This window comes from Afifella sp. YEN Y35, from assembly GCF_047553465.1.
GTDB lineage: Bacteria > Pseudomonadota > Alphaproteobacteria > Rhizobiales > Afifellaceae > Afifella > Afifella aestuarii.
In genome coordinates, this window is the sequence record NZ_CP180203.1 from 2329177 (window position 1) to 2341390 (window position 12214).

The following is a 12214-nucleotide window of genomic DNA, read 5'->3' on the forward strand; positions in this document are numbered from 1 at the left end:
GCAATGCGATGACAGACGGCGCGACGACAGACGGCGCGACGACAGACGGCGCCATGCCGCCCGAGAACAATCGGGGGCCGGGCGAGCCGCAGAGCGATGGTTTTTTCGCGCCGGGCTCCGAGGTGCGCATTCACGGCCTGGCGAAAAGCTTCAACGAGCTGTCCAACCGCATCCCCGAACGCGTGTTTGCGCACACGCCGGAGGGGCCGCTCACCTTCGGGGAACTCTCGGCCCGCGCCGATGCGATGATCGCGCACCTTTCGACGCATGGCGTGCGCGCCGGCGATCGCGTGGTCGTCATGATGCGCAACAGCCCTGCGTCGCTGGCGCTCATCTTTGGGCTGATGCGGGCCGGCATGATATGGGTCCCGACCAACCCAGCACTTGTCGGCGACGGGCTCGCTCATGCGATCAAGCTCGTCGAAGCCGCGATCGTGGTCTGCGATCCCGATCTCGTGGCGACCATCGAAAGCTGCGGAGCGACGGCCGAGAACGGTATCCTGCCCTTGGCCGGGCTGCCTCCAGCGGTTGAGCACGCAAGCTTGCAAGAGCGCGCTCTGGCCCCTGACGACCTCGTCGCTCTGATGTTCACCTCCGGCACGACGGGCCCGTCCAAAGCCGTCATGGTCACGCATGCCATGCTGGAATTGTCGGCGCAGGCGGCGGCGTTCTGCGCCGGGCTGCGGCCGGGCGACAACCTCTATATGTGGGAGCCGTTCTACCATATCGGCGGCGCACAGGTGATCGTCATGCCGCTCCTGCACGACATCGTTGTGACCTTGCGCGACCGGTTCAGCGCCAGCCGCTTTTGGGCCGATGTGCGCGAAGCCGGCTGCACGCATATCCACCATCTCGGCGGCATCATCCAGATTCTCCTGAAGCAGCCCCCCTCTCCGCTCGACCGTGACCACGATGTGCGGATCGCCTGGGGCGGCGGCTGTCCGGCAGATGTCTGGAAAGCCTTCGAGGACCGCTTCGGCGTACAGATCCGCGAATGCTACGGCATGACGGAATCCTCGAGCCTGACGACCTGCAACACCGAAGGCGCCCTCGGCTCCGTCGGCCGCCCGCTGCCCTGGTTCACCGTGACGGTCAAGGACGAGACCGGCAAGCTGCTCGGCGCCGGCGAAGGACGCGGCGAGATCATCGTCAACACGTCGCTGCCGGCGGCGATCTTTCCGGGCTATTACCGCAATCCGGAAGCGACAGCGAAGGCGCTGCGCGACGATGGCTTCCACACCGGCGATCTCGGCTCGTGGAACGAGGATGGCCTCCTCTTCTTCCACGGGCGCATGGGTGACAGCATCCGCTGCCGCGGCGAGAACGTCTCATCCCATGAGGTGGAATCGGTCGCCCTGCACCATCCCGACGTCGAGGAATGTGCCATGGTCGGCGTGCCTGCCGAGGTCGGCGAATACGACATTCAACTCTTCGTCGTCCGGCGCAAGGGCTCCGAGCTTAAGCCCGACGTGCTGCATGCGTGGCTCGCCGGCCGGCTCGCACCGTATCAGCGGCCGCGCTACATCGCTTTCGTCGAGGCATTCCCGAAGACGCCAAGCCAGCGGATTCAGAAACACCGTCTCCCGCAAGCGCCCGAGGGCCGGTGGGACAGCGCAGCACATACGGAGCGGAGAAAGCCATGAGCGTCGATGTCCTCGTGACCGGAACCGGCATGTTCGCTGGCCGGATCGTTCTCGATATCGCCGCAACCGCGAAGAGCCCGGTCACCGTCATGGTCGCCGGCCGCAATGCGGAGCGGCTCGACTGGCTGCGCACCGCCGGCAATGCCCGCGCCCGCATGTTCGGTACGCCCGCGCGCGTCGTCACGCACCGGTTGGACCTTCTTGAGGAGTCTGCGAGCGAACGGATCCTCGAAATCGCCGCGCCGCGCATCGTCGTGCAGGCCGCGTCGATCCAGACCTCCGCCGTGATCGCACAGTCGGGCAACCGCTGGAGCCAACTCGTCGCCGATGGCGGGCTGTCGGCAACGGCGATCTTTCAGGCACTGATTTCCAGCCGCATGGCTGCCGCGATCAGCCAGAACGCGCCGGGCACGCATTTCATCAACTGCTCCTTCCCCGACGTCGTGAACGGCCTGATTACCGCTATGGGCCACCGCGTTCTGTGCGGCACCGGCAATGTGGCGATCCTGTCGAATGTCTTCGACGGTGCCGAGGCGCGTACCGCGCTCGGCGACGGCCCTCTCCGCATCCTGGCGCATTATCAGTGCCTTGCCCCGTGGCGGCGCAAAGCGGAGGACCGCAAAGGCGCTCCCGCCCCGCGCGTCTTCGTCGGCGACAGCGAGATTTCCGACGTCTTCGCCACCTTCGCCGATGTGCGCCTGACGCCAGAGCCCGCCATCGAGGTTTCCGGGGCGAGCGGCGTGACGCTCATTCTGGCGCTTGCGGCTGGCCTTCCCTGGTCGGGCCATGTGCCCGGGCCGAACGGACTGCCCGGCGGTTATCCGGTCGCGCTCAAGGATGGCGCTCTGTCGCTCGATCTGCCCGCCGGCGTCTCAGAGGATGAGGCGATTGCCTGGAACGACGCTTTCGAGAGGCAAAGTGGTCTCACCGTGGAAGGGACGCAGGCGGTGTTTCATGGGCGGCTCGCTGAGCTTCTGGAACGCGAAGGCTTTGCCCATGCGCAGGGCTTCGACGTCCAGGCGCTGGAAGCCGTCTGTGAGGACATGCTCGGCCTGCGCGACAAGCTCCTGGCAGAGCCGCAGCACTGAGGCGGCGGCTCTTCATCTAGCCATCCAAAACGCTCGCCTGGGATGCGGCGAGCAATCTTGCGCCCTCAGCTCGTCAGCACGCCGCGGATCTGGCGGCCTGGCGTCAGCGCTGCGACACTCTCCACGATGCTCGCCGTATCGATGCCGTAATGGCGGTAGAGGTCGGCGATCGTGCCTGTCTGACCGAAATGCTCCACGCCGAGCGGTACGGTGCGATGGCCGGCGACGGCGCCGAGCCAGCCAAGCGTGGCAGGATGGCCGTCCGTCACCGTCACGATGGTGCAGTGGCGCGGCAGAGGCTTCAGCAGCGTTTCCACATGACCGGCGGCATGACGGTGACCGCGCCGGCGGGCGCGCTGCGCCGCCGTCCATCCGGCATTGAGGCGGTCGGCAGAGGTGACGGCAAGGACGCCGATATCGCGCCGCCCCTCCCCCAATTGTCCGGCCGCCTGGATCACTTCCGGGGCGACAGTGCCTTGATAGGCGAGCACGACGTCAGCATTCGGCCCCGGCTCGTGCAGCCAATAGGCCCCATCGATGACACCGCGCGTAAAATCTTCGTCGGTGCGTCGGATCGGCTGCTCCAGTGGCCGCGTCGTCAGCCGCAGATACACCGAGCCGCCGGTCTCGTCACGCAGCCAGGTCCGTTCGTCAGGATCGCCCTCGCCGTCGCGCTGCAGATAGTCGAAGGCCCAATCCATGATCACCGAAAGCTCGTCCAGGAAGGCCGGCTCGAAGCTTGCCAGCCCGTCCTGGCTGATGCCGATGAGCGGCGAGCCGATCGACTGATGCGCGCCACCCTCCGGCGCCAGCGAGACGCCCGAGGGCGTGCCGACGATGAGGAAGCGCGCATCCTGGTAACAGGCATAATTGAGGGCATCGAGGCCACGCGCAATGAAGGGATCGTAGACAGCACCGATCGGGATCAACCGCTCGCCGAACAGCGCGTGCGACAACCCGGCGGCGCCGAGAAGCAGGAAGAGGTTCATCTCGGCGATGCCGAGCTCGATGTGCTGACCCTCGGGTGAAAAGATCCATTTCTGCGCGGAGGGCACGCGCTCGTCGCGAAACGTGTCGGAGAGCGCCTGGCGGGCGAAGAGGCCGCGGCGGTTCACCCAGGGTCCGAGATTGGTCGAGACCGTGACGTCCGGCGCAGTGGTGACGATGTGATCGGCGATTTCAGAGCCGGCACGCGCCAGGCCATCGAGGATCTTGCCGAAGCCGGCCTGGGTGGAGAGCACCTTGTCGTCGAGAAGGACCGGCCCGGGCGTTGCGACCTTCTTCGCCTTGTAGCGCCGCGTTCCCTTCTCGAAGAAAGGTACGGCAGCGAGAAAGCGGCGAAGCCCCGGATCATCACCGCAGGTGGCGAAGGGCCCCCATTCGGCACCGTCGGCAACGCCAAGGGCCGATTTCAGCTCGCCCATCTGGGCGCCGGTCATCAGGCCGGCATGGTTGTCCTTATGGCCGGCGAGCGGTGTGCCCCAGCCCTTGATCGTATAGGCGAGGAAGACCGTCGGCGTATCGTCGTCCACGGCATCGAAGGCGTCGGCGAGCGAGCGCACACAATGACCGCCGAGATTGTTCATGAGTTCGCCGAGCTCGGCATCGGAGCGCCGCTCCAACAGCTCGCTCACCGCCCCCTGATCGCCGATATCGTCCATCAGCCGCTTGCGCCATGCGGCCCCGCCCTGGAAGGCGAGCGCCGAATAGAGCTGGTTCGGACAGGTGTCGATCCAAGCCCGCAGGCGGTCCCCGCCGGGCTCCTCGAAGGCGGCGCGTTGCAAGGCGCCGTATTTCAGCACCACGACATTCCAGCCAAAAGCGCGGAACACCGCCTCGATGCGCTGCCACAGCCCCTCGCGCACCACGCCGTCGAGGCTTTGGCGGTTGTAGTCGATGATCCACCAGGTGTTGCGCAGCTCGTGCTTCCAGCCTTCCTGCAGGCATTCGTAGACATTGCCTTCATCGAGCTCGGCATCGCCGACGAGGGCGATCATGCGCCCGAGCGGCACGTCGCGGCCCCAGCTGTGGGCGGTGATGTAGTCCTGCACCAGCGACGCGAAGGCGGTGATGCCGACGCCGAGGCCGACCGAGCCGGTGGAGAAATCGACGTCGTCGACGTCCTTGGTGCGGCTCGGATAAGATTGGGCACCGCCGTAGCCGCGAAAAGCTTCGAGCTTGTCGCGGGTCTGGTTGCCCATCAGGTACTGCATGGCGTGGAAGAGCGGCGAGGCATGCGGCTTCACCGCCACCCGGTCTTCCGGCCGCAGGGCGTGGAAATAAAGCGCCGTCATGATCGACACCATGGAGGCGCAGGAAGCCTGGTGGCCGCCAACCTTCACCGCATCTTTCTCGCGCACATTGTTGGCGTTGTGGATCATCCAGGAGGAGAGCCACAACAGCTCCCTCTCCACCGCCTTCAGATGCCGGATTGTGTCCGTGTCCATGGTGCCTCTCCCCTCCCTGTCCGCACCATCACCGGCGCGTTTTTCGACTGATCCTGGCCGCTTCAGCCCCCTGCGTGTTTCTTCTTATGCGTCCACGCCCGGCCTGCGCGCAGAGATCTATTTCTCGTAGGCAGGATCGATTGGCACACGGTAGCCGTTGACGAGCCGGTTCGTCTCGTTGGCCATGCCGACGACTGCCATCAGCTCGCCGAACTGCGCCTCCGTCATCCCCGCCTTCTCCGCCGACGCGGTATGGCTGGCGATGCAATAACCGCAATTGTTGGTGACGCTGACGGCGACATAGATGAGTTCTTTAACGAGCGGATCGAGCGCCCCGGGGGCCATCACCTCCTTGACGCTTTCCCAGGTGCGCTTCAGCGTCGTCGGGTCGTTCGCAAGATACTTCCAGAAATTGTTGACGTCGGGAATATCGCGCGAGGTCTTGATGTCGTCGAAAACCGCCTTCACCTCCGGTGACGCGTCCGCATATTCGATCGGCTGCGGTTTACCCATGGCTTTTCTCCCTCAAGTTGTTCTCAAACGATAGACCGGCGATCTCGCCGACCGTGACCGGTTTCAACGGCATCCGGCTGCGATAGTATCCAACCGCTTCCGGCGCGGCTCCGGACAGTGCGGCGATCGTCTCGACGACCGTGTGGCCGCACAAGCGCCCCTGGCACGGGCCCATGCCGGCGCGGGTAAAACTCTTCAGCTGATTGGGGCCGGGACAGCCTTCGGCGACGGCACGCGCAATCTCGCCTCGCCGCACCTCCTCGCAGCGGCAGACGACGACATCATCGTCCTCCGGTACGCGCATGCTCTGCGCCGGGCGGTAAAGCGCATCGAGGAAAGGGCGCAACGCGAGTTCGCGCCGACGTGCCTTGAGGAGCGGTACCGTGGCCGCCTCGAAGGATGCGCCGTCGAGGCGCTCAAGGTCGTGCGCCACCGTATGACCGGCGATCTCGCCCGACAAAGCTGCAGCCTTGGCCCCGGCGATGCCCGCGCCATCGCCAGCGGACATAAGCCAGGCGAGGTTGGTGTGGCCGAATTCGTCGGTCTCAGGCCGGAAGGCGAGCTGGCGCTCGTCCCAAACGTGTCGGCATCCGGCCGCCATGGTCATATTGAGGTTCGGGATAATGCCCTGATGCAGGAAGGCCCGTTCCGCCTCGATCTCATGGAAGCCTTGCGGGTCGCGCCAGCGCACGGCAGCGAGGCGCCCATCGCCCACCAGTTCGACGCTTTCCACGCGCCGGTAAACGGCGACCGGCGAGGCGGCGATGCGGGCGAGCATACCGATCCCCTTGGAAAGCATGCCCGGCGCGGCGAGCGCCTTTGGCAGATGCCGCAGCGCGGCCATGCGATTTTGCGGCGGCGTCGTGTCGAGGATCGCTCGGATGCGAACACCAGCCTTCAGATACTGGCACGCCACGAGCGCAAGGAGTGGTCCGCAGCCGATGAAGACGGCGTCGTCGGCGACCACCCCCTCACTCTTCAGGAGGATCTGCGCCGCCCCTGCCGTCATGACGCCGGGCAGCGTCCAGCCCTTTGCAGGGAACGGCCGCTCCATCGCGCCGCCGGCCACAAGAATACGCTCGGCCGCGATTTCATCCCCGCCCGCAGGCGCGCTCCACGAGAGACCGTCGGAGGCAAGCCGCCAGACCGTGGCGCGCGGATAGTAGCTCGCACCGCTTTCCCGAAACGCCTCGGCAAGCGTCCGGCCGGCAACATAGTCCGCACCGAGAATTGCACTGCGGCCCGCCTCCGCCGTCTCCACATCGCGGTAGATCTGGCCGCCCGGCGCCGGCTGCTCGTCGAAGACGGCAACCTTGAGCCCATGCCGGCGCGCCGCAATGGCTGCAGCCATGCCGGCGGGACCTGCACCAACGATCGCGAGATCGACACGGTTTGCGTCGCTCAAAACTCGCCCTCCGCCTCAGCGACACCCGCTGCCCCGTCCTGGATCTCAATCGTCATGCCGGCGCGGACCCTTTCGAGACATGTCTGACGGTTCGGCACGGCATCAACGGCCGCAAGGCAGTCGAAGCACACGCCCATCATGCAATAGGGTTCGCGCGGCGCACCACTCGCAGGCGTGGTGCGAAAAGGCGAGAAACCGGCCTCAAGAAGGGCGGCGGCAAGGTTCGCCCCCTCTTTCATCTGCACCGGGCGCCCGTCGACATGCACCGTGACGCGCCCACCGGCGCCTCTCTCAAGCCGCCTGAACATGAAAACGCTCCGGCGAGAAGGGCCGATAGGCGGGGATGGAGAAACCTTCACCCATCAGAGTTTTCACCAGTGGCCCGGCATGGAAGGAAGAAAGCGTCACGCCGCTGTGGACGCTGACGAGGAAGGCGCGGCCGTCCTCCGTCTGTTGGTAGATCGGCGCGCCGTCCGGGCTCATGATCCTGAGCGCCCCCCAGGCGCGCACCACCTGGACGTGGCGCAGGAGCGGAAAGGCCGCGACGGCGCGCACAGCCGTCTCGCGCAGCACCGGAAGCGTCGTCCCCTCGTCGAAACCGGCTTCTTCGGAGGATTCGCCGAAGACGCAGCCGCCTTCCACCGTCTGGCGGACGAAATTCGTGCCGCTGGCGAGGAAGGGGCGGACCTTTTCCGTCACAAGAATCTGGCCGCGAACCGGGCGCACTGGCGCGTCAAGACCCAGAAGCGGCGCAAGCCGGGCATTGCCGAGACCGGCAGCGAGCACGACCCGCTCCGCCCGCACGGGCCCTTTCTCCGTCGCGATCTCGACACCGGCGCCGGAGAGGGCGATATTCTCCGCCCTCTGACAGGGAAGGTATTCGCCGCCGAGGGTGACCGTGCCTTTGATCAGGGCGCGCAGGAGCCGCAAGGGGTTCGCCGTGCCGTCGTCGGGCGAGAAGATGGCACCGGCAAGCGCGGGACCAGCCGCCGGCAGCCGCCGTCTCAGCTCGTCGCCCTCCAGCACCTCGAACCGGCTCTTCACCGTCGCGGCCTCGTTGAGGCGCGCCATCATGGCGCCGCGCTTTTCGAGCTCATCCGGCGAAAAGCAGAGAAAGAAGGCACCAGGCCGGCGAAAATGCACGTCGATGCCCGTCACCTCCTCCAGCTCGCCGGCAAAGGCGGCCCAGTCATTGGCGGCGCGCCGGCTGAGATCGGCATAGGGAGGAAGCGCCGCGCCCTTTCCCTGCACCCAGACATTGCCGAGATTGCCGCGGGCCGCCCGGTGCGCGACATCGCCCTCGTCGAGGAGGAGCGGCTTTTCGCCGGCACGGGCGAGCCCATAGGCGATGGCGGCGCCGACAATGCCGCCGCCGATCACCGCCCATTGCGTGGAACGCGCGCCGCTCACGGCTCAGTCTTGCACGTAACGGCGCGGCCGCAGCCCGGCGTGGAAGAGGTTCACCATCGACACCGTGTCATAGACCGGGATGCCGAGACGGTCGGCGATGTCGGCGGTGAACGGCGCGAGATTGGTGCATTCGAGCACGATGGCGCCGACATCCGGGTTTTCAGCGTGGAACTTCTCCGCCGTCGCCACGACCTCGCCGCGCAACGTCTCAAAGGTGACGGAGTTGTCGCCCTCCCGGATCCAGCGCACGAAGTTGGACGTCTGCGGCATGCCGCCGACGGGCGTTGCCGGATCGACGCCGACTGCCTCGAGATAGGGGCCGTTCAGCACCTCGCCATTGTAGGTGAGGATGCCGACCTTCTTGCCGGTCGGCAGCATACGCTCGACCATCGGCACCTGCAGGAGACTGCTCGTCGCCACCGGCACGCTGCAATAATCGGCGAGCTCGCGCTGGTAGATCGAGAGGAAGCCGCAGGTGGTGGTGATGCCGTCGACGCCGGCCTCGATGAGCTCGTCCGCCGCCTTCTTGAACGGTTCGAGCAGGCTCGAATTGTGCAGGTCCGTCATCATCGACGGCACTGCGCCGGTCACCACCTTGTACTGCACCGGGAAATTCCAGGTACCGGCATGGCCGATATCGCCCATGTAGCGGCGGAAATAGGAATGCACCATCAGGATGCCGACGGAGACACCGTAATAGGTTTTCTTTCTGTCCATTGAATTCCCCTAAGCTTCGTTCCTGAGTTCGGAGGTTGGCTCTCGCTCGGCCATGGCGGCGAAATAGCGCCGTCCTCCAAAAATTACGGTGGCGACGAGGGCAAAGCCGAAGAGGGCGCGATAGAGCTCCGGCACCTCATGCAAGAGCGCGCAGCCGATGCCGGCCACAATAAGAAGCCCGCGCAGCCAGAACGGCAGACGTCCGTCAGTGTAGCCGACATAGCCGAGACTGATGAGCACGATGCCGCTGGCGATCGCCGCCGTGGCGGTGACGATCTCGTAGAGCGAGCCATCAAGCGTGATCGCCGGCTCGTAAATGAAGGAAATGCCGACGATGAAACCCCCGACGGCCATGCGGAAGGCATGGAATCCGGTCATGATCGGATTGGCTCTCGCGATCGCCGCAGCCGCATAGGAGGCGGCCGCGACGGGCGGCGTCGCATCGGCCAGGACGGCAAAATACAATACGAACAGGTGGATCGAGAGGAGCGGCGCCACGCCGTGCTCGGCGATGATCGGCGCTCCGATGGCCGCGGTGATGATGTAGGCAGGCGTGGTCGGCACGCCCATGCCGAGGAACAGGCAGCTGATCGCCACCAGGACGACGAGCAGGAACAAGGAATCCCCGGCGAGGCCCTTGATGATGCCGGTGAAGGCGAGCAGGAGGCCGGTATTGGTGAGGGCCGCGGTGATGATGCCGGCAGCGGTGACGGCGACCGCGATGACGCAGATCGTCCGCCCGGCATTGACGAGCGCCGTCCAGATCTTCACCGGTCCCATGCGCGTATGCGTGCGCAACCAGGCGCTGACGACGACGGCAACCGTTGCCCAGAAGGCCGAAAAATACGGCGAGAAATGCATCGTCATCAGCGTCAGAAGCACGACGATCGGGATGACGAAGTGCACGTCGACAAGGACGTCCCGAAAGGTGGCGATCTCGTGCTTCGGCAGCGAGGCGATGCCAAGCCGCTTCGACTGGAAGTGCACGGCGACGAAGATGCCGAGATAGTAGAGGACCGCGCCGATGAAGGCGGCGGAGATGATGTCGACATAGGGGACCGAGATCATCTCAGCCATGACGAAGGCCGCGGCACCCATGATCGGCGGCATGATGAGGCCGCCGACGCTTGCCGCGGCCTCGATGCCGCCGGCCATCGCCGGCGGGAAACCCATACGCTTCATTTCCGGGATCGTGACGGAGCCCGTGACTACGACATTGGCGACGGAGGAACCGCTCGTCATGCCGAAGAGGCCGGATTCCACCACGACGACTTTCGCCGGCCCGCCCTTGTAGCGCCCGGCGAGGAAGGTGCCGAGATGCATGAAGAGCCGGCCCATGCCGCTCGTCTGCAGGAAGGCGCCGAAGACGAGGAAGGCTGCGACGATGGTCGCAGAAATACCGGTGAGCTGGCCGTAAAGGCCACTGCCGTTCATCAAATAGAGGACGTCGATGATCTGATTGTACGGCAAGTCGCGGTAGTACCAGACGCCGGGCAGAAGATCGCAGATGAACATATAGAGGATGACGAGGCCGGTCAGGATCGAGAGCGCAATGGAGAGCGCGCGCCGCACCGCTTCCAGAATCAGGACGACGAGAATCGTGCCGAGCACCGTCTCCAGAAGCGTCGGCGGATCGATGAAGGCGCTGCGGTCGTAGACCCGGCCGGGGTCGAGATAGATATAAAGGCTCGGCAGAAAGGCGGCGACGGCGAAGATGCCGTCGACAATGCTCGGGCGGTGGCGCGGCGAGGTCTTGAAGGCCGGGTAAAGCAGGAAGATCGGCGGCACCGCAAACATGAGGTGCAGGCTCGCGAGCTTCAGCGGCTCAGGAAAGCCGAAGCCCGTGAAATAGAAGTGCAGGGCCGCCATCGCGGCCAGCCAGACGGCGACAGCGATGCCGATCGGTCCTTTGAGGTCACGCATGCTTCACCACTCCGCTGCGCAGCGGAAGCGCCCGGGGCGCGGGCGCTCCCGGGTGGTCATTTCATGAAGCCGAGTTCCTTGTACGCCTTCTCGGCGCCCGGATGCAGCGGCACCGGCTGGTTCTTCCAGGCCACGCTCGGATCATATCGGCCCAGCACCTTGTAGATGTTGCCGAAGCGGTCACGGTTCTCGATCAGGGTCTTGGTGATCGTGTAGGCGGTGTCCTCCGATACGTTCGAGGACATCAGGATGAGCGCTTCCATCGTGGTGACGGGGACATCGCCCTCGCCCGCCTGCAGCTTCTCGTACGACCCGGCGCGGATCGTGCCCTTGCCGTAACCATAGGTGTCGGAGAGGTAGGTCATCAGATCGTCGCCGAAGGGCACGAGCCGCGCCTCGCGGCGGCCGGTCTCGGTCTCCAGCGCAATGCCGGTCGGCGCGCTGCCCGCACCCCACAGCACATCGATCTGTCCGTCCTGAAAAGCGGAGATGAGCTGCGTGTAGGTGCCGTTGATGAGCGTCCCACCCGCCTCGGAGATTTTTTCGGAGGAATTGTCGTAGAACGCGAGCGCCCGCTGCAGCGTCAGCTCCTCCGATGTCGCACGCGGCGAGGTGCCGATGCGAATCTTCGGATCGGCGAGGATCTCGGCAAGCGGGCGCGGGTCGTCTGAGGCCACGATGACGTGGAACTCCGCCGGCGCCCAGGTCCCGCCAAGCGAGCGCAGCGTCTCGTGCTTGCGATCATAAGGATCCTCGCCCTTCATCGCCGCCGCGGCCAGAAAGTCGATCCCCATGCCCATCTGGCTGATGCCGCTTTCGATCCTGGTGGGATTGTCTCGGCCACCGCCCGGCACGACACGGATCTTGATGTCCGGATTTTCCTCCATGACGATGTTGGCAAGGCCGGTCACGATCGTGAACCAGCTGCCGCCCGGCGAGCCGGCGGCCCATTCGAGGTTCTCAGCCGCCCGGCTCGGCGCCGCCGAGAGGAGCACTCCCGCGCCGAGAACGACGGCGGCAGCCAGCCTCGCCCCGAACGCTGCAATTCCTGTCTTCATCACGTTCCCC

10 protein-coding genes are annotated in these 12214 nt (G+C 65.6%); 2 read left to right on the forward strand and 8 right to left on the reverse strand.

Annotation, left to right across the window (positions count from 1 at the left end; translation table 11 throughout):
- Window positions 1–8 precede the first annotated feature (8 nt).
- On the forward strand, window positions 9–1643 hold the full coding sequence (locus ACK8CP_RS11110; RefSeq protein WP_414831817.1) for a class I adenylate-forming enzyme family protein: 1635 nt from the start codon (window positions 9–11) through the stop codon (window positions 1641–1643).
- Window positions 1640–2731: a hypothetical protein gene (locus ACK8CP_RS11115; protein WP_414831818.1), complete on the forward strand. Its 1092-nt coding sequence runs from the start codon at window positions 1640–1642 to the stop codon at window positions 2729–2731. The genes ACK8CP_RS11110 and ACK8CP_RS11115 overlap by 4 nt, the downstream gene beginning before the upstream one ends.
- A 65-nt stretch (window positions 2732–2796) precedes the next feature.
- On the opposite strand, the gene ACK8CP_RS11120 is transcribed toward ACK8CP_RS11115, so the two are convergent.
- The 8 genes from ACK8CP_RS11120 to ACK8CP_RS11155 all read right to left on the reverse strand — a co-directional run bounded on the left by ACK8CP_RS11120 (window position 2797) and on the right by ACK8CP_RS11155 (window position 12204).
- The gene (locus tag ACK8CP_RS11120; RefSeq protein ID WP_414831819.1) at window positions 2797–5178 is read right to left on the reverse strand and encodes a transketolase-like TK C-terminal-containing protein; all 2382 of its coding nucleotides are present in this window, start codon (window positions 5176–5178) and stop codon (window positions 2797–2799) included.
- A 117-nt stretch (window positions 5179–5295) separates the two neighbouring features.
- On the reverse strand, window positions 5296–5691 hold the full coding sequence (locus ACK8CP_RS11125) for a carboxymuconolactone decarboxylase family protein (RefSeq protein WP_234630428.1): 396 nt from the start codon (window positions 5689–5691) through the stop codon (window positions 5296–5298).
- A complete protein-coding gene (locus ACK8CP_RS11130) occupies window positions 5684–7096 on the reverse strand; it encodes an FAD-dependent oxidoreductase (protein WP_414831820.1) in 1413 nt (470 codons plus the stop codon). Before ACK8CP_RS11130 ends, ACK8CP_RS11125 begins: the two co-directional genes overlap by 8 nt.
- Complete coding sequence (locus tag ACK8CP_RS11135) at window positions 7093–7404, reverse strand: 2Fe-2S iron-sulfur cluster-binding protein (protein WP_414831821.1); 312 nt, start codon at window positions 7402–7404, stop codon at window positions 7093–7095. The genes ACK8CP_RS11130 and ACK8CP_RS11135 overlap by 4 nt, the downstream gene beginning before the upstream one ends.
- Window positions 7388–8506 (reverse strand): NAD(P)/FAD-dependent oxidoreductase, encoded by a 1119-nt coding sequence (locus ACK8CP_RS11140; RefSeq protein WP_414831822.1) that lies wholly within the window; start codon window positions 8504–8506, stop codon window positions 7388–7390. Before ACK8CP_RS11140 ends, ACK8CP_RS11135 begins: the two co-directional genes overlap by 17 nt.
- A 3-nt stretch (window positions 8507–8509) precedes the next feature.
- The gene (locus tag ACK8CP_RS11145) at window positions 8510–9223 is read right to left on the reverse strand and encodes an aspartate/glutamate racemase family protein (RefSeq protein WP_234630424.1); all 714 of its coding nucleotides are present in this window, start codon (window positions 9221–9223) and stop codon (window positions 8510–8512) included.
- Between the two features lie 9 nt (window positions 9224–9232).
- Window positions 9233–11146, reverse strand: coding sequence for a TRAP transporter permease (locus ACK8CP_RS11150; RefSeq protein ID WP_414831823.1), 1914 nt, complete (start codon window positions 11144–11146; stop codon window positions 9233–9235).
- A 56-nt stretch (window positions 11147–11202) separates the two neighbouring features.
- Entirely contained in the window at window positions 11203–12204 is a 1002-nt protein-coding gene (locus ACK8CP_RS11155) for a TAXI family TRAP transporter solute-binding subunit (protein WP_414831824.1), read from the reverse strand.
- Between the last annotated feature and the right edge of the window lie 10 nt (window positions 12205–12214).

Coding starts and splice junctions, on each gene's coding strand:
- ACK8CP_RS11145 (WP_234630424.1), bottom strand. CDS start 9,223: ATGGACAGAAAGAAAACCTATTACGGTGTCTCCGTCGGCATCCTGATG.
- ACK8CP_RS11110 (WP_414831817.1), top strand. CDS start 9: ATGACAGACGGCGCGACGACAGACGGCGCGACGACAGACGGCGCCATG.
- ACK8CP_RS11135 (WP_414831821.1), bottom strand. CDS start 7,404: ATGTTCAGGCGGCTTGAGAGAGGCGCCGGTGGGCGCGTCACGGTGCAT.
- ACK8CP_RS11125 (WP_234630428.1), bottom strand. CDS start 5,691: ATGGGTAAACCGCAGCCGATCGAATATGCGGACGCGTCACCGGAGGTG.
- ACK8CP_RS11155 (WP_414831824.1), bottom strand. CDS start 12,204: ATGAAGACAGGAATTGCAGCGTTCGGGGCGAGGCTGGCTGCCGCCGTC.
- ACK8CP_RS11150 (WP_414831823.1), bottom strand. CDS start 11,146: ATGCGTGACCTCAAAGGACCGATCGGCATCGCTGTCGCCGTCTGGCTG.
- ACK8CP_RS11120 (WP_414831819.1), bottom strand. CDS start 5,178: ATGGACACGGACACAATCCGGCATCTGAAGGCGGTGGAGAGGGAGCTG.
- ACK8CP_RS11115 (WP_414831818.1), top strand. CDS start 1,640: ATGAGCGTCGATGTCCTCGTGACCGGAACCGGCATGTTCGCTGGCCGG.